Raw genomic sequence first — 17,211 nt, 5'->3', positions numbered from 1 at the left:
ACCCTCCCGATTAATTAACACGCTCCGATCGGCTACGGCCTTGAGCTTGAGCCGGAAAAACCTTTGCCCAAAACCTCAATTCAGCCTCTTGGACTAATGAACTTCTAAACCCACGGAACTTCCGATCCGGGTTGATGCCGCGACCGGCAACAATGCCAGTCAACACGCAGCACACCCGCCAATTCACGACTGCCACTGCCCTGCCCCGGATACCGCGACGCAGGGCCATTCCTGTCATTGAACTTCATGCAGCCGGCCCGGTCTGACGCGTATTTATTACGCCGTATTTACATATTGTCAACAAATTTTGTGCCGTAAAAACTTACGCTTTGGGTTGATTCAGACTGTTTTGGCAGGCTGCTGTCTGGATTATCCGAAGGGCAAACCGGCCTCCGCCAGCCGCCTCGCCACTGAATCGCGGCTATTCGGCCTCTCCGTCCGTCTCGAAGCGCAGATGCTTCACGCTGCGGCCGTTGCGGCGCACCAATTTGAGAGCCTCGATGCCGATCTTGATGTGTGCCTCGACGAACTGCGAGGTGATGTTGCGGTCGCTCGCCTCGGTCTTCACCCCTTCCGGGATCATCGGCTGGTCGGACACCAGCAGCAGCGCGCCACAGGGGATCCGGTTGGCGAAGCCGGCGGCAAAGATGGTTGCCGTCTCCATGTCCACCGCCATGCAGCGGGTGCGCCGCAGGTAGTCCTTGAAGGTGTCGTCGTGTTCCCACACGCGCCGGTTGGTGGTGTACACCGTGCCGGTCCAGTAGTCGTGGCCGAGGTCGCGGATCATGGTGGAGACCGCGCGCTGCAACTGGAACGCCGGCAGCGCCGGCACCTCCGGCGGCAGGTAGTCGTTGCTGGTGCCTTCGCCGCGGATCGCGGCAATCGGCAGTATCAGGTCGCCAAGCTGGTTCTTCTTCTTGAGGCCGCCGCACTTGCCCAGGAACAGTGCAGCCTTGGGTTCGATCGCGCCGAGCAGATCCATCACGGTGGCCGCATTGGGGCTGCCCATGCCGAAGTTGATCAGGGTGATGCCGTCGACGGTGGCGTTCGGCATCGGTCGGTCGCGGCCCTGCACCTCCACCCCGTGCCACTGCGCGAACAGTTCCACGTAATGACCGAAGTTGGTCAGAAGAATGTGCTCGCCGAATTGTTCGAGCGCCGTGCCGGTATAGCGCGGCAGCCAGTTGGAAACGATTTCCTGCTTGTTTTTCATGGAAAGTGGTACTCGTACGCGTTACCGGCGACGCCACGCCAGCTGGATGCCATGTCTGTAGTCACCGCATATTAGTGGCTGCTCGCCGCTGACGGGGCGGCCAACGGGCTGCCCAGGCGCTTCGATCCGGGCAACTTCCGGCTGGCGCCACGGCCCCTCTTCGCATGTTATGTTCGATCCGCCATTCCAGACGGGGGAAACGCGATGCGCATGGGCCTGGCCATTGATGCGTCCTGCGACTTGTCGCAGGAGTTCCTGCGGAAACACAACGTCTCGATCATGCCGATCACCGTGAAGTTGGATAGCGAAACCTTCATGGATGACCGCAGGCCGGAAGAGCTTCAGCGCTTCATCGACCGCCGGCTCGGCAGCCGCAGCCATTCGGCGGAAACCGAGCCGTGCCCGGTGGAGGAGGTGCAGAAGCTGTTCCTCGAAAAGCTCGTGCTGGAGCAGGACTGCGTGTTCTGTCTGACCATCACCTCCACCCGCAGCCCGATCAACGAACACGTGAACCGCGCCAGCTTCGGGATTCTCAAGAACTATCGCCAGGTGCGCGAACAGGCTGCCATCCCCGGCCCGTTCATGATGCGCGTCATCGACACCCGCAATGTCTTCGCGGGAACCGCACCGGCCATTTACGAAGCGGCACGGCTGATCGCCGCCGATGAGCCACCGGCCACGATTCGCGAGCGGCTTGCCTATATCGCCAACCACAGCTACGGCTACATGTTGCCGCGCGACCTGATTCACCTGCGCAACCGCATCAAGAAGCGGGGCGACCGCAGCGTCAGCCTGCTCAGTGCGATGGTCGGTACGGCGCTGGACATCAAGCCGCTGCTGCGCTGCTTCCGCGGCGACACCGGCCCGGCCGGCAAGGTACGCGGGTTCGAGCATGGTGCCGAGGTGCTGTTCAACTACGCCGCACAGCGGGTACGCGCCGGTTTGCTGGTGCCGATGGTGTGCGTCAGCTACGGCGGCGACCTTGCCGTGCTGTCGCACCTGCCCGGCTATATCGAACTGCGCCAAGCCTGCGAGGAATGCGGCGTCGAGTTGATGGAAGCGCCGATGAGCATCACCGGCATGGTCAACGTGGGCGAAGGCGCGGTGACGCTGGGCTTTGCCGCCGAGGAACACGTCGCCGAGTTCTGAGGCCAGCTCAGAACCCGTAGTTGAGGAAGCCGCCGTCCACCGCCAGCACCTGGCCGGTGATGTAGCTGGCCGCCGGCAGGCACAGGAACGCGATCGCGGCAGCCACTTCCTCGGGCTCGCCGATCCGCTTCAACGGCGTGCGTTCGAGCACCTCGTCCAGGTAATCGGCGTCGGCCAGCGCGGGATCGGTGCGTTGGGTGCGGATGTACCACGGCGCCACCGCGTTGACGCGGATGCCGTCCACCGCCCACTCCGCGGCGAGGTTGCGGGTGAGCTGGTGCAGCGCCGCCTTGCTCATGCCATAGGGCGAGCCGGTGCGCACGTGCGTCACCGCCGAGACCGAACCCACGTTGACGATCGCCGCGTTCGCGTGCTGCACGAGTTGCGGATGCGCCAGCCGGCACATCTCGAACGCGGAGAACAGGTTCTGTTCGAAGATCGCGCGGTATTCCTCTTCGCGATAGTCCAGCGTGGCCATGGGCTGGTTGCCGCCGGCGTTGTTGACCAGCAGCGATACCGGCGCAGCCAGGTCGGCGATCCAGTCGAACACCGCCAGGCGCTCCTCCGCCTCGGCCAGGTCCGCGCCGAACGCCAGCACGTCGACGTCGGCGAATTCGTCGGCCAGTTCCACCCGCACCTGCTCGAGGTAATCCTCGTCGCGCGCCACCAGCAGCAGGTCGGCGCCGAGGCCGGCCAGCTCGCGCGCGGTGGCGTAGCCGATGCCCTTGCTGGCACCGGTGATCAGGGCGGTGTGGCCTTGCAGTTGCCAGGCATCGAGGCGGCTGTTCATGGGCGCAGCTTAAAGCGTCGATCACGCGGCGCCTAGGCGGTGCCTTGCTTGCGGCCAGGCATGGCGGGACACTCGGCAGGTCGATCCCGCGCGAGAACCGTCATGAAATCGCTGCCGCTCCTGCTCTGCATCCTTGCCCTCGGCGCCTGTTCCAGCAAGCCGCCGGAACCCCAGGCCAAACCGGTGGCGGCCGACACCGCCACGCCGTTCGACGCGCTGAAGGCGGATGAGCAGCGCGCCAAGGACGTGCAGAAGGCCGTCGACAAGCAGGCCGAGGAGCAGCGCAAGCGGATCGAGGCGCAGGAACAGTAAGGCCCGCCTCCGCTCAGTGGCGGACCCGGTTCAACGCGGGCTGCACAGGCAGTCCGCGTAGATGTTCGGCGTGCCGGCCTTCGCGTTGCGCAACAGCTGCAGTTCCGGCGCCAGCGCGGGCAGCTGGGCGAACCAGTTCGGCAGGCGCACGCCCCACGAGCGCAACACGTGCATGCCGGCGTTCTGGTTGAGGCCGATCAGGAAACGCTCGAAGCCGCCCAGCGGTGCCTCCACGTAGCGCACCGGATAGCCCTGGCCCAACTTGGCCAGGTTGGCCGCATCGGCGACGGCGGCCTGCAGCCCGCCGAGCTGGTCGACCAGGCCGCGCTCGAGCGCCTGCTGGCCGGTCCACACACGGCCTTGCGCGATTGCATCGACCGCGTCGTAGCTCTTGCCGCGTGCCTTCGCCACGTTGCCGACGAAGTCGCGGTAGCCCCTGTCGATGATCGCCTGGATCACCGCGCCGACCTTCGGATCGAGCGGACGGCTGATGTCGAACGCGCCGGCCATCGGCCCGGTGCCGACGCCGTCGCTGCGGATACCGAGCTTGGCCAGCGTGTTCGGCACCGTGTAGTACATGCCGAAGATGCCGATCGAACCGGTGATGGTGTTCGGCTCGGCGAAGATGCGATTGGCGTTCATCGCGATCCAGTAACCGCCGCTGGCCGCCACGTCGCCCATCGACACCACCACCGGGATGCCCGCGCTGCGGGTCAGCTCGACCTCGCGACGAATCTGCTCGGCCGCATACACCTCGCCGCCGGGCGAGTTGACCCGCAGCACCAACGCCTTGGTCTTGCGATCCTCGCGCGCGCTGCGGATCAGCGCCGCGGTGGATTCGCCGCCGATCGAACCGGCCGCACGCTTGCCACCGGCGATCTCGCCCTCGGCCACCACGATCGCCACGCCCGGCGCGAACAGGTCGCCGTCGCGTGGCACGCCGGCCGCGTAACGGCCCAGTTCGACCTGGCGGAAACTGTGGCCTTTCCGGTCGGCCGGCACGCCTTCCTTGCGCATCATCGCAATCAGTTCGCTGCGGGTGGCCAGGCCATCGACCAGGTGCTTGTTCAACGCCAGCTGGGCCAGGTTGCCCTGGGTGCTGGCGATGTGCTGCGGCAGGTTGTCGATGTCGTCGCGCAGCGTCGCCGGATCCAGCTTGCGCATGGCCGCCACTTCGGCGAGGTAGCCATCCCACAGGCCGCCCATCCAGTAGCTGTCGGCCTGTTTCGCCTCGGCCGAGGCGTGATCGAGGATGTACGGCTCGGCCGCGCTCTTGAACTCGCCGACACGGAACAGGTGCACGTCGACGCCGAGCTTGTCCAGCAGGTCCTTGTAGAACAGGCGGTAGTTGGCCAGCCCGGTGATCAGCACGCCGCCCTGCGGATCGACCAGCAGGCGATCGGCATGCGCGGCCAGGTAGTACTGGCCCTGGTCCAGGTTCACCGCCCACGCGACCACCGGCTTGCCCGCCGCGCGGAAGCGGTCCAGCGCCGCGCCGACCTCGCGCAACGCGGCAAAGCCGCCGCCCTGCAGCTCGTCCGGCAGCAGCAGGATGCGGCTGATCCGCTTGTCCTTCGCTGCCGCGTCGATCGCGCCAACCAGGTCGCGCAACTGCACCTGCTTCGGCTGCTCGCCGGACAGGCCGGCCAGCGCGCGCTGCAGTGGCTCGATGCTGTACTGCTCGACCAGCTGGCCCTGCGGCCTGATCACCAGCACGCTGTCGTCCTGCACCGCACGCTCCATCCGGCTGCCGGCCACCCCGGCGGTCAGCAGCAACAGCAGCACGAACAGCACGCCGAAGAACACCAGGTTGATGATCACCAGCCGCAGCACGTTGATGCCGCGCCCGAGTGCGCGCAGGAAGGCCCAGAAACCGTTGCGGCGGGGCGGTGGCGGTGGTGGAAGCGTCATGTGGGCAGGTATCCGGAATCGTCGGGTCAAGCGTAGCCGGTCAGGCCGGCGCGGTCATCGGCAGGTGGCGGCGCCAGCGCTGCTTCCAGGCGCTGCGCCAGAAGCGGATGAACAGCATCACGGCGGCAACAGACAGGCCGGCGATCAGACCGATCCACATCCCGCGTGCGCCCATGCCGTGATGGAAGGCCAGCCACCAGCCCACCGGCATGCCGATCATCCAGTACGCGAACAAGGTGATTGCCATCGGCACGCGGGTGTCCTTGAGGCCGCGCAGCGCGCCGTTGGCGGCGACCTGGATGCCGTCGGAGAACTGGAACAGCCCGGCCAGCATGATCAGCTGCGCGGCCAGCGCGATCACCTTCGGCTCATGCGTGTACAGCGAGGCGATGACATGCGGCAGGCCCAGCATCAGGCCGGCCGAGAACAGCTGGGTGACCAGGGTCAGGCCGATCCCGCACAAGCCCGCGTAGCGCACGCCGCGTTCGTCGCCGCGCCCCACCGCATTGCCCACGCGCACGGTGATCGCCATCGCCAGGCCGAGCGGGATCATGAAGAACAGCGAGGCGATGTTGATCGCCACCTGGTGGCTGGCGATCACGTCCTCGCCCAGCGTGGCGATGATCAGCGCGGTGGCCACGAACAACCCGGCCTCGGCCAGCAGGGTCACTGCCATCGGCAGGCCGATGTGCGCCAGCTGGCCGATCCGGCGCAGGTCCGGCCACTCGAAGCGATCGAACAGGCCCAGCCCGCGATAATTGCGCCGGAAGATCACATAGACGCCGAACGCCAGCATCTCCAGCCACAGCACGATCGCCGTGGCCACACCGCAGCCGTGCGCGCCCTGCGGCGGAATGCCAAGCTTGCCGAACATCAGCACGTAGCCCAGCGGCACCAGCAGCACCAAGCCGCCGAGGCTGAAGTACATCGACGGCCGGGTCAGCGACAGGCCCTCGGACAGGCCGCGCAGCGCGAAGTAGCAGGTCAGCGCGGGCGCGCCCCAGCTGATCGCCAGCAGGAAGCGCTGCACGTCGTGGCGCAGGCTCGCCGTCACCCCGATCAGCTCGATCAGCGGCTCCGCGTGACGCACCGCGAACCACAGCACCACGCCCATGCCCAGCGCCAGCCACAGCGCCTGACGGAACACCGCACCGACCTCGCTGCGCCGGCCAGCGCCGTCGAGCTGGGCCACCGACGGCGGCACCGCCATCATCATGCCGATGCCGCTGACGATCGCCAGCGACCAGATGCTGGCGCCCACCGCCACCGCCCCCAGCACGTGCGCGCTGACGTGCCCGGCCAGCACCGCGTCGATCACGTTGCTGCCGACCGCGGCCAACTGCGCGGCGATCAGCGGCAACGCGAGACGCACGGTGGCGCGCACCTCGTGCAGCAGATGGGCGCGCTCGGGACGGAAGGGTTTCATGGGGGACAGCTGACTCCAGGGCCGGCCATTCTACCTGAGCCATAGGTCACGCCCGCCCGACTGCCGCCCTGTGCGAAGATCCCCCGCTGCAGTGGACGGGGACCTTGATGAAGCAGCTGACCAGTTACGAAGGATTGCGCTGCGCCAACTGCGGCGCCGCGATGCAGGGCGAGTTCTGCCATGAATGCGGGCAGTCGATCCACAGCGTGCTGAAGCCGATGCACCACATGGTCGAGGAAACCGTCGAGACGGTGCTGCACATCGACAGCCGCATCGTGCACACGCTGCCGCCGCTGCTGCTCAAGCCTGGCTTCCTGACCCTGGAGTACTTCGCCGGCCGGCGGATGCGCTACATCGCACCGTTCCGGCTGATGTTCGTGCTGTGCCTGCTGTCGTTCTTCGTGTTCCACCTGGCCATCGACCAGGTCGCCGACAAGATTCCCGCGAACGGCCGTCCCTTGGTAAGCGTGGACAGCAGCGCGATCGCGGCCGCCGCCAGCCCGGCCGAAGTGCGCAAGGCGCTGCAGGACGAGCTGGATGGCCTGCAGCGCGCCCGGGACACCGGCGTGCTGCCGCCGAACGTATTGGAGCAAGCGCGTGTCGGCGAGCAGGAACTGCGTCAGGCAGCCAATCGGCGCCTTGCCGTACTCGGCGCGGCGCCCATGCCGGCAGCCTCGCTTGCCGCACCACCGGCAGCCGCGACGGTGAACATCACCGGCGACACGAAACCGCGGGATGCCCTGCCCAAGGCGACCAAGGGCGAGTCGAAACCCGTACAGATCGCCTGGCTGCCGGACGCAGTCAATGCTCGCCTGACCGCGCTGGCCCAGCAGGCGTACCGGAATTGGCGAACCTTCAAGCATGGCGATCCCGCGGCAAGCGCCGAGGCGAAGCAGCGCATGATCAACGGCGTCTTCAGCGCATTGCCGCCGACCATGTTCGTGATGATCCCTGCCTTCGCGATCCTGCTGAAACTGTTCTACATATTCCGCCGGCGGTTGTACATGGAGCACCTGATCGTGGCCCTGCACAGCCACGCGTTCATGTTCCTCTCCCTGCTGCTGGTCACCCTCGTCGGCATGCTGTCGACTTGGCTGCGGCCGCATGCAGCATGGGCCGGTTCCACGCTGGGCTGGCTGCAGGCAGCGCTGATATTGTGGCTGCCGGCCTATCTGCTGCTGATGCAGAAACGGGTCTACCACCAGGGCTGGCCGATGACCCTGCTGAAATTCTGGTTCGTCGGCTGGTGCTACGTCTGGCTGCTGATGTTCGCCCTGATGGTCGCCGCAGCGCTTGGCATGGCCCACTGAGGCCGCTTTCCGGCCGGCGGCGTGGCGGGTTTTGCACAGCGTCATGAGCCTGTCAAGGCAGCCGGGGCCGGCTTGTCAATTATGTGAACTGCGGCTGGACGTCATTTGCAGGTCATTGAAGTGAAAGGATTTTTTTACGTGACCAAAACCTCGTCAGGCTGTCGTGAAAGGCGCCACGACGCGCTTTGAGGCCCCCCCTCCCCGCTGCATCCACAGACTTATCCACAGCTATTGTGGATAAGCGCAAAAACCCCCCGGGGATAGCCACTTACCCGCGACTCCTCGATAACCGGGCAGCAAGGTCACGCAACTCGCTCGACGCGATTCACCTGCCACCGCAGCTAGCGAAACGTGAGGCCCGCGGGACGCCGCAGTTACACTGGCCCGCCACGAGGTAGCTCATGCCCGCCGTCCTTCGCGTCGCCCTGCCGGTACCCCTGCCCACCCTGTTCGACTACCTGCCACCCGCGGGGGGTGAGCCCTGCGTGGGCAGCCGGGTGCTGGTGCCGTTCGGCCGCGGTCGGCTGGTCGGCGTGGTGGTGGCCATCGACGCCGAGACGGCGCTCGGCAACAGCCGGCTGAAGCAAGTGCTGCGACTGCTCGACGACCACGCGCTGCTCGATGCCGAGCTGATGCAGACCCTGGCCTGGGCCGCCGACTACTGGCTCGGTGCGCCGGGCGAGGCCTACGCCAATGCCCTGCCGCTGGCCCTGCGCGAGGCGAAACCGCTGCCGCCGATCGGCGATGAATACTGGTCGCTCACCGGCGCCGGCCGCAGCGCGCACGACGCCGGCAGCCGGCGCGGCGGCAGCAAGGCCTTGCTGGCCCTGTTGGCTGCCGGCGCGTTGAGTGCGCAGGAGCTGAGCGAACGCCAGCCCGGCTGGCGCGACGCGGCGCGCCGGCTGGCCACGGCCGGCCTGCTCGAACGCAGCGAACGGCCGCCGCGCGATCGTCCGCTGCCGCCCTCGACAGCACCGCAACTCAACGACGAACAACAGCAGGCGGTGGCCGCGGTCGGTGCCTGTCTCGGCCAATACCAGCCGTTCCTGCTCGATGGCGTCACCGGCAGCGGCAAGACCGAGGTCTACCTGGCGCTGATCGAGCAGGTGCTGGCGCAAGGCAAGCAGGCGCTGCTGCTGGTGCCGGAGATCGGACTCGCCCCGCAGACAGTGCGGCGCCTGCGCGAACGGCTCGGCGTGATCGTCGAGGTGCTGCACTCGAATCTGTCCGAAGGCGACCGCGCGCGGGCCTGGCTGCGCGCCCGCGCCGGCAGCGCGCGGGTGATCCTGGGCACCCGTTCGGCGGTGTTCACGCCGCTGCCGCAAGCCGGCCTGATCATCGTCGACGAGGAACACGACAGCGCCTACAAGCAGCAGGAAGGCTTCCGCTACCACGCCCGCGACCTGGCTCTGGTACGCGCCCGCGCGCTCGGCGTGCCGGTGCTGCTGGGCTCGGGCACGCCCTCGCTGGAATCGCTGGCGAATGCCGAGGCCGGCCGCTACCGCACCTTGCACCTGCGCGCCCGACCCGGCGCGATCCGACCGCCGCAGGTGCAGATCATCGACATGCGCGCGCAGCGGCTGGAACACGGCATGTCGCCGGCGCTGCTCGGCGCCGTGGCCGATACGGTGGCGCGCGGCGAACAGGCGCTGGTGTTCCGCAACCGCCGCGGCTACGCGCCGGTGCTGCTGTGCCACGCCTGCGGCTGGCACGCCGGCTGCCCGCGCTGCGACCGCCCGCTGACCCTGCACGCGGGCCGGCGCCAGCTGATCTGCCACCACTGCGACTATCGCCAGCGCCTGCCCGCCGTCTGCCCGACCTGCGGCGCCGGCGACCTGAAGCCGCAGGGCCAGGGCACCGAGCGGCTGGAGGAAGCGCTGCTCGCGCAGTTCCCGCAGGTGCCGGTGCTGCGCGTCGATCGCGAGACCACCCGCCGCCGCGACGCGTTCGAGCAACTGCTGGCCACGCTCAAGGACGACCAGCCGGCAATCCTGGTCGGCACCCAGATGCTGGCCAAGGGCCACGACCTGCCCAACCTCACCCTGGTCGCGATCGTGGGCGTGGACGAGGGCCTGCACAGCGTGGATTTTCGCGCCGCCGAGCGATTGGCGCAGCTGGTGGTGCAGGTGGCCGGCCGTGCCGGGCGCGCGCGCAAGCCAGGCCGCGTGGTACTGCAGACGCACCAGCCGGAACATCCGCTGCTGCGCAGCCTGCTGGCGCAGGGTTATGCTGCCGCAGCGCGCGAGCTGCTGGCCGAGCGCCGGCTGATCCAGCTGCCGCCGTACAGCCACCAGGTGCTGCTGCGTGCCGAGGCACCGCAGCGCGAACAGGTCGATGCGTTTCTGGCCGCAGCACACGCCGCGCTGCCGGTCAACGCGCAGTTGCAGATCGCCGGGCCGATGCCGGCGCCGATGCCGTTGCGCGCGGGCCGGCATCGCGGCCAGCTGCTGCTGGAAGCCAGCAACCGCCGCACGCTGCACGGCATGCTGCGCTCATGGCAGCTGGCGCTGATCGCGCTGCCGGCGGCACGCAAGGTGCGCTGGTCGCTGGATGTCGACCCGATCGATCTTTACTGAGCCGGCTCAGCCGGCATCGGGTTTCGCCACCGGCTTCACCAGCCAGCTCACCGCCAGCACGCCCAGCTCGTAGAGCAGGCACATCGGCACCGCCAGCATGATCATCGAGGTGATGTCCGGCGGGGTGATGAAGGCGGCGATCGCAAACGCGCCGACGATGGCGTAGCGCCGGCTGCTGCGCAGCTTGTGCACGTCGACAATGCCCATCGCGGCGAGCACCACCACCGCTACCGGCACCTCGAAGCACAGCCCGAACGCGAAGAACATCAGCATCACGAAATCGAGGTAGTGGGTGATGTCGGTCATCATCTCCACCCCCTGCGGCGTGACCGCGGTGAGGAAGCGGAACGCCGCCGGCAACACCAGGAAATAGGCGAACGCGCAGCCGATGTAGAACAGCACCAGCGCCGCGGCGAGCAGCGGCCGGGCCAGCCGTTTCTCGTGCTTGTACAGTCCCGGGCTGACGAAGGCCCACAGCTGATACAGGATCATCGGCATGCTGATGAACAGCGCTGCGTAGAACGCCAGTTTCAGCGGGGTGACGAACGGGCTGGCGACCTCGGTGGCGATCAGGTGCGCACCCTCGGGCAGCCGCGCCACCAGCGGCGCGGCCAGTTCCGTGTACAGGCGGTTGGCGAACGGCACCAGCGCCAGCAGCACCACCAGCACGGTGGCGCAGGCCTTGAGCAGGCGCGTGCGCAGTTCCAGCAGGTGCGAGAACAGCCCCTGCTGCAGGTCGATGTCGGGTTCAGGCGTGGCCATGCGGCGGTTCCTTCGGTGCCGTCGAGGCCGGGCCGCTCATGCCGGCGAACAGGTCGCCGGTGGTGGTGTCCGGCTCGTCCGCGGCCGTGGCTTCGGTGGCGGGGTCGGTGACTGCCGCCACCTCGTCCGCCACCGCTTCAGCGCGCGCAGGCGCGGCATTCTGCACGTCGCGCACCTGTTGCAGGGTGGCATCCAGTTCCACCTGCGCCGCCTCCGCGCGCGCCGCGACCTCGCGGGCGTTGCGCTTGATTTCCTCGATCTGCAATTCGCGCTCCACTTCGGCGCGCACGTCGTCCCAGCCACTGCGCATGCGCCGCAGCAGAGCGCCGGCGGTACGCGCCACGCCCGGCAGTTTTTCCGGGCCGAGCACGATCAGCGCGATGAGCGCGAGCAGCACCAGCTTGCCGAAGCTGATCTCGATCATCGCCGCAACGCGCCCGTCGCCGAGGCCTACTTCGAGTCGCTGGAGTCGCGCTGACTCTGCGTCGCCTTGTCAGCGGGGCTGGCGGGAGGATCGGCGCGCAGGCGCTCGGCTTCTTCCTTGCGCTTGGCCTCGTCCTCGTCGCCGCTGAGGCCTTTCTTGAAGTCGCGCATGGCATTGCCAAGGTCGGAGCCGATGTTGCGCAGCTTGCCGGTGCCGAAGATCACCACCACCACGACCAGCAGGATTACCAGATGCCAGATGCTCATGTGCTACCTCGGAAACGGATGGAACCGGAAACCCATCGCGCAGCGCGCGCCGGCCTTTCCGTATCAGCGTGAAGTGTACTCTTCGAGCCGGTCGCGAAAGTCGACCACGGGCGCCGGCACGTTGCTGACGCCACCCTCGAAGATGCGCCGCGGCGTGATGCCCGCGCCATACACCGCCGCGTTCGCATCATAGTCGATGCGCAGCGCCGAACCGTCCAGCGCCACCCCGGCGAACAGGCCGCGGGTGCGCGAATAGGAGTAGATCTCAGCCTTCATCTGCGCGTCGGTGGCGGCGCTGGCGGTACGCCCGACCGGGCCGGCCGCGGCGGACGCGTCGGCGCCGAGGGTGAACTTGCCGTTGACGATCGAATCCACGCCGCGCTGGGTGCGGAACACCAGGATCACGTCGGTCGACGACACGCCGGCCTGGAAGCCCACGCTGCCACCGGTCATGGTGATGAAGCTGGGATTGGACCAGGTGCCGTCGGCGCCCTTCACCGAGATCAGGCCTTCGCCGCGACGGCCGCCGAAGATGAAGCCGGCCTTGATCATGTCCGGGATCACCGCGATCGCCCTGGCGTTCTGCAGCAAATCCTTCGGGATCGCCTTGTCCGGCGCCTGCATGATGTCGTTGAGCACGCGCACGGCGTTGGTGGCGCGCACCAGCGGCGGATCCTCGGCGTGTGCGGCCATCGCCGGCAACAGCAGGGCCAGGCCGGTCAGCAGCAGACGTTGCAGGGATGTCTTCAACATGGGCAGCTCCACACGGGTTCGGGGAAGGACGCGACGCAGTACGCCGGGCTTGTGGCAGACTCCACGGCTGATATGGCCACGACTGTCACGATGCCACACAGCAGCAACTATACCGGCGTTGCCGGCCATTCCGATGCGCCGTCCGTTCAGTCCGTTCAGGCAGCCGTGCTGCTGGTCAACCTGGGTACGCCGACCGCCCCCAGCGCCAACGCCGTGCGGCCGTATCTGGCTGAATTCCTGGGCGATTCACGGGTGATCGACTATCCGCGCTGGCTGTGGTGGCTGATCCTGCACGGGGTGATCCTGCGCGTGCGGCCGCGACGCTCGGCGCATGCCTACGCGCGGATCTGGAACGAACGCGGCTCGCCGCTGCGCTACGGCAGCGAGGCACTGGCGGCCGGCCTGCAGGCCGAACTGGACCGGCAGCAGCCCGGCACGCTGCGGGTGGCGCTGGCGATGCGCTATGGCGAACCGTCGGTGGCGCAGACCATCGGCCGCTTGCAGCGCGAAGGCGTGCGCCGGCTGTTGGTGCTGCCGCTGTATCCGCAGTATTCCGCGACCTCGACCGGCTCGGTGATCGACGCGGTCGCCGACGCCTTCAAGGCACTGCGCTGGCCGCCGGAGCTGCGCATCGTCAACGACTACCACGACGACCTCGGCCACATCGACGCGCTGGCGGCCAGCATCGAGCGCTGGTGGGCGGTGAACGGCCGCGGCGAAAAGCTGCTGCTGTCGTTCCACGGCATTCCCGAGCGTTACGTGCGACTCGGCGATCCCTACGCGGAACAATGCCAACGCACCGCGAAGCTGCTGCGCGGGCGACTGCAGTTGGGCGAGGGCGAGATGCTCGTCAGCTTCCAGTCGCGGGTGGGCCGCGAGCGCTGGCTGCAGCCGTACACCGACGCCACCGTGCGCCAGCTGGCCGCCGATGGCGTGCGCAAACTCGACGTCGCCTGCCCCGGCTTCGCGGTGGACTGCCTGGAGACGCTGGAGGAGATCGCGATGCAGAACCGCGACTTCTTCACCACGGCCGGTGGCGAGACGCTGCGCTACATCCCCGCACTGAACGACAGCGCCGAACAGGTGGCCAGCCTCGCCGCGCTGGCGCGCCGGCACCTGGGTGGCTGGCCGGAAGCCGGCGCGTGACGACACCCGTCGAGTGCCCCATCACCTTGCCGCACCTGGAACTGGCCGCGCAGGTCTGGGGCGACGACACGCTGCCGCCGCTGGTGGCCTTGCACGGCTGGCTCGACAACGCCGGCAGCTTCGCCCGGCTGGCGCCGCGGCTGGCCACGCGCTACCGGGTGATCGCGCTGGACCTGCCCGGTCACGGCCACTCCGATCATCTGGTCGCCGGTGCCAGTTATCACTACCTCGACTACGTGCAGGTCGTGCTGGCCGCGGCCGACGCGCTGCAGTTGGATCGCTACAGCCTGCTCGGCCATTCGCTGGGCGCCGGCATCGCCGCACTGGTCGCGGCCGCCTCGCCCGCGCGGATCGAGCGGCTGCTGCTGATCGAGGGTCTCGGCCCGCTCGGCGACGACGGCTCGCATACGCTGCAGCGCTTCCGCGATGCGCTGGCGCCGCGTGGCGACAACGCCAAGCCGCTGCGAATATTCCGCGACGTCGCCCAGGCGGTCGCCGCCCGCAGCATGGCCAGCGGACTGCCCGCCGAGCTGGCGCTGCCGATCGTCGAGCGTGGTCTGGTCGAAGCCGATGGCGGCTGGCGCTGGCGCAGCGACCCGCGGCTGACCCGCCCCAGCGCGGTGCGCCTGGCCGAAGCGCAGGTGCACGCGCTGCTGCGCGGAATCGCCGCACCCACCGCCCTGCTGCTGGCGCAACCGGCCACCTCCTACCTGCCCAGCGCCCCGATGCAGGCCCGCGCCGATTGCGTCGCGAACATCCGTGTCAGCCATCTGGCCGGCGGCCACCACCTGCATCTCGAGCATCCAGCCGACGTCGCCGCGTGGATCGACGCGGCGACGTGACGCTGCCGCCTCAGGGCTTCTTCAACCCCAGCACGTCGAGCCCCTGCTCGAAGCGGATGTCGACCGGAATGTGCGCCTGGTCCAGTCGCTTCAGGTCGCCGGCCAGTTCGGCGTCGACGGCACCCATCTGGTCGGTAAGTTGCTTGGCGGCTTCGTAGTCGCCGTCGCCCTGGATGGTCAGCAGCTTGGCCGACAACGCGCTCATCGCCGCAGTCATCTTGTCGAAGTCGACGCGGTAGCGGCCAGTGTTTTCGTCGCGGCTGAACGCACCCTGCTGCTTGAAGAAGTTGAAGCGCACCATGTTCGCCTTGGCGTGCGCGTCGCTGGCGCCGAAGCGCACCGAGCGCAGGATGCCGGCGAGGAAGGTGACGTAGTTGTCCATCAGCTTCGACTTGTCCAGCTCGCCCTTCTCGGCCAGCTTGCTGACCATGTACAGGCCGAGGATGTCGGCCTTGCCTTCCTCGAAACTGGAGGCCTGATCCTTCAGCACCTTGCGCACGGTGCCCTTGCCGTCCAGTGTGTTCTTGATGCCGAGGCCGTGCGCCACTTCGTGGAACATGGTGTTCTGGAAGAACGCGTCGAAGGTGAGGTTCTGCTGCTGGTCCTCGGCGATCAGCTCCTTGGCGATCGGCAGCATGATCTGGTCGAACTTCGCCTGCATCACGTTTTCCAGCTGCAGCCGGCGCGTGCCCTTCTTCAGCTGCACCTGCTCGTCGTTGGGCAGGTTGATCGCGATGGTCTTGGCGCCGACGTTGGCGTCGCCGCCGTAGTAGATCGCGAAGTAGGCGTTGAGGTCGGCATCGGAGCCGGGCTTTTCCGCCTTGTAACGGTCGGGCACCGGCAAGCCGCGCTGCAGTTCGGGCAGGTACTGGGCGAAGCGGGCCAGCTTCTTGCTCCAGGCCTGGTCCTTGATCAGTACATACGATTCGTAGCTGGCCTTGTAGCCGTACAGCTGGTCCTCGTAGGTCTCGATCGGGCCGATCACGATGTCGACCGGGTTGTTCTTCATGTCCATCCAAGCGAAGTCGCTGGCCTGGTAGTCGTCACTCTGCAGCGCATCGGCGCGCATCGTGAGGTACTTGCGGAAGTCGCGGTCCTTTGCCAGCTTGGCGGCCTGACGCAGCAGGCCGGCAGTCTTCTCCAGCTCGGCCTTGTATGCCTCGTGGTAGGGCACGCTGATCAGCTGGCCCTGCGCGTCGCGACGCAGCAGGGTGTACAGCGAGGTCTTGTCCTTCAGCGTGGATTGCTCGAACTCGGCCTTGCCCATGTCGGCCGGATAGAACTGCGCGCCCGCCGGGCGCGCGCCGATGCCGTCGACGAACGGGCGGTCGTTGTCCAGCCGGTTCCACGGGCCGTAGTTGATCTCGGCGAATTCGCGCATGGCCGGGTCGCCGATCTTCTGCAGCAACGCATCCTTGTCGCCCCACGCCTGCTGCCAGTACAGCGCGTTCATGCTGTCGGCCGCCTCGACCAGCAGCGCGATCATCTTCTTCTCTCTCGCGTCGAACTTCGACAGGTCGGCGCTGAGCTTCACCGTGGCGTAGTCGGCCAGGTGTTTCTGCACCGCCGCCCTGGCGCTGGCGTCGGCCGACGCCGTCGTGCTGGTCGGCGCTGCGGCAGCGCTGCCGGTCGGCAGCGGAGCAAGCTCCTCTTTCGATACCGGTGCCGTGGTGGGAGCGTCGTGGTTGGAGGAACAGGCGGCCAGCGCCAGCAGCAGGCACACGGGGAGCAGACGTCGGACCATGGCGATTCCTTGACGAGGGATGGCCCATGGTATCGCGTGATGGCGGCATGCCGCGCGGTGAACCGTGTGCACTGCATCGCGATCGTGCTGCCCGGGCCAGCCCGCGCGGCACCCGAGCATGCGCACATGCCGCTCGGTCGCGGTTCGGCTATCGTGCCCTCTCCATCGCCCCGCCATGCCCATGGACTCGTCACCGACTCCCGCTGCACCACGCCATCGGGCCGCGCTGGCCTTCATCTACGTCACCGTGCTGCTGGACATGCTGGCGTACGGCGTCATCATCCCGGTGCTGCCGCATCTGGTGGAACAGCTGGCCGGCGGCGGCATTGCAAATGCGGCATGGTGGGTGGGCATTTTCAGCACCGTGTTCGCACTCGTGCAGTTCGTGTTCTCGCCGGTGCTAGGCGCGCTGTCGGATCGTTTCGGCCGGCGGCCGGTGATCCTGATCTCCAACCTCGGCCTCGCCGTGGATTTCGTGATGCTGGCCCTCGCACCGACGCTATGGCTGCTGTTTGCCGCGCGCGTCCTGCTGGGCATGACCGCCGCCAGTTTCAGCGCCGCCAACGCCTACATCGCCGACATCACGC

The 17,211-nt window shown here is 67.7% G+C and carries 15 protein-coding genes and 1 pseudogene; 7 read left to right on the top strand and 9 right to left on the bottom strand.

The features are described from left to right. Positions 1 to 421: 421 nt before the first annotated feature. Positions 422 to 1,213 (bottom strand): AMP nucleosidase, encoded by a 792-nt coding sequence (locus ABD024_RS02495; RefSeq protein WP_343849273.1) that lies wholly within the window; start codon positions 1,211 to 1,213, stop codon positions 422 to 424. A gap of 210 nt (positions 1,214 to 1,423) precedes the next feature. Here ABD024_RS02495 and ABD024_RS02490 point away from each other — a divergent pair, with 210 nt between their 5' ends. After that, positions 1,424 to 2,362, top strand: a complete 939-nt coding sequence (locus tag ABD024_RS02490) for a DegV family protein (RefSeq protein ID WP_343849271.1) — start codon at positions 1,424 to 1,426, stop codon at positions 2,360 to 2,362. A gap of 7 nt (positions 2,363 to 2,369) precedes the next feature. Here ABD024_RS02490 and ABD024_RS02485 read toward each other — a convergent pair whose 3' ends face one another. Continuing rightward, on the bottom strand, positions 2,370 to 3,152 hold the full coding sequence (locus ABD024_RS02485; protein WP_343849269.1) for an SDR family oxidoreductase: 783 nt from the start codon (positions 3,150 to 3,152) through the stop codon (positions 2,370 to 2,372). A 102-nt stretch (positions 3,153 to 3,254) separates the two neighbouring features. Here ABD024_RS02485 and ABD024_RS02480 point away from each other — a divergent pair, with 102 nt between their 5' ends. Then, complete coding sequence (locus ABD024_RS02480) at positions 3,255 to 3,464, top strand: hypothetical protein (protein ID WP_343849267.1); 210 nt, start codon at positions 3,255 to 3,257, stop codon at positions 3,462 to 3,464. 30 nt (positions 3,465 to 3,494) lie between these two features. On the opposite strand, the gene sppA is transcribed toward ABD024_RS02480, so the two are convergent. Further along, complete coding sequence (sppA, locus tag ABD024_RS02475) at positions 3,495 to 5,375, bottom strand: signal peptide peptidase SppA (protein WP_343849265.1); 1,881 nt, start codon at positions 5,373 to 5,375, stop codon at positions 3,495 to 3,497. A gap of 40 nt (positions 5,376 to 5,415) precedes the next feature. Next, positions 5,416 to 6,801 carry an MATE family efflux transporter gene (locus ABD024_RS02470; RefSeq protein ID WP_343849263.1) on the bottom strand — a complete coding sequence of 462 codons (1,386 nt, stop codon included), beginning with the start codon at positions 6,799 to 6,801 and terminating at the stop codon, positions 5,416 to 5,418. Positions 6,802 to 6,908: 107 nt separating this feature from the next. Between ABD024_RS02470 and ABD024_RS02465 the strand changes: the two genes are divergently transcribed. Together ABD024_RS02465 and ABD024_RS02460 are read left to right on the top strand one after the other, a co-directional pair. Beyond that, a complete protein-coding gene (locus ABD024_RS02465) occupies positions 6,909 to 8,111 on the top strand; it encodes a DUF3667 domain-containing protein (protein WP_343849260.1) in 1,203 nt (400 codons plus the stop codon). Positions 8,112 to 8,512: 401 nt separating this feature from the next. Further along, positions 8,513 to 10,687, top strand: a complete 2,175-nt coding sequence (locus ABD024_RS02460) for a primosomal protein N' (protein ID WP_343849258.1) — start codon at positions 8,513 to 8,515, stop codon at positions 10,685 to 10,687. Between the two features lie 6 nt (positions 10,688 to 10,693). Here ABD024_RS02460 and tatC read toward each other — a convergent pair whose 3' ends face one another. From tatC to ABD024_RS02440, 4 genes are all read right to left on the bottom strand, one after another. Continuing rightward, the gene (gene tatC / locus ABD024_RS02455) at positions 10,694 to 11,449 is read right to left on the bottom strand and encodes a twin-arginine translocase subunit TatC (protein ID WP_343849256.1); all 756 of its coding nucleotides are present in this window, start codon (positions 11,447 to 11,449) and stop codon (positions 10,694 to 10,696) included. Then, positions 11,436 to 11,873 (bottom strand): Sec-independent protein translocase protein TatB, encoded by a 438-nt coding sequence (tatB, locus tag ABD024_RS02450; protein WP_343849254.1) that lies wholly within the window; start codon positions 11,871 to 11,873, stop codon positions 11,436 to 11,438. Before tatB ends, tatC begins: the two co-directional genes overlap by 14 nt. 26 nt (positions 11,874 to 11,899) lie before the next feature. Next, positions 11,900 to 12,139 (bottom strand): twin-arginine translocase TatA/TatE family subunit, encoded by a 240-nt coding sequence (gene tatA / locus ABD024_RS02445; protein ID WP_343849252.1) that lies wholly within the window; start codon positions 12,137 to 12,139, stop codon positions 11,900 to 11,902. A gap of 63 nt (positions 12,140 to 12,202) precedes the next feature. Further along, on the bottom strand, positions 12,203 to 12,892 hold the full coding sequence (locus tag ABD024_RS02440; protein WP_343849250.1) for a lipid-binding SYLF domain-containing protein: 690 nt from the start codon (positions 12,890 to 12,892) through the stop codon (positions 12,203 to 12,205). A gap of 90 nt (positions 12,893 to 12,982) precedes the next feature. On the opposite strand from ABD024_RS02440, the gene hemH reads away from it, so the two are divergent. Further along, positions 12,983 to 14,038: a ferrochelatase gene (hemH, locus tag ABD024_RS02435; protein ID WP_343849248.1), complete on the top strand. Its 1,056-nt coding sequence runs from the start codon at positions 12,983 to 12,985 to the stop codon at positions 14,036 to 14,038. Next, a complete protein-coding gene (locus tag ABD024_RS02430) occupies positions 14,035 to 14,880 on the top strand; it encodes an alpha/beta fold hydrolase (RefSeq protein WP_343849246.1) in 846 nt (281 codons plus the stop codon). The genes hemH and ABD024_RS02430 overlap by 4 nt, the downstream gene beginning before the upstream one ends. A 10-nt stretch (positions 14,881 to 14,890) precedes the next feature. On the opposite strand, the gene ABD024_RS02425 is transcribed toward ABD024_RS02430, so the two are convergent. Further along, on the bottom strand, positions 14,891 to 16,624 hold the full coding sequence (locus ABD024_RS02425) for a dipeptidyl-peptidase 3 family protein (protein ID WP_343849244.1): 1,734 nt from the start codon (positions 16,622 to 16,624) through the stop codon (positions 14,891 to 14,893). A 181-nt stretch (positions 16,625 to 16,805) separates the two neighbouring features. Between ABD024_RS02425 and ABD024_RS02420 the strand changes: the two are divergent. Beyond that, a pseudogene (locus ABD024_RS02420) lies at positions 16,806 to 17,211 on the top strand (MFS transporter); the annotation flags it as partial.

This window comes from Rhodanobacter soli (assembly GCF_039523495.1).
Taxonomy (GTDB): Bacteria; Pseudomonadota; Gammaproteobacteria; order Xanthomonadales; family Rhodanobacteraceae; genus Rhodanobacter; species Rhodanobacter soli.
The sequence above is the reverse complement of the archived record's forward strand: the minus strand, read 5'-3'. Positions and strand labels throughout refer to the sequence as shown.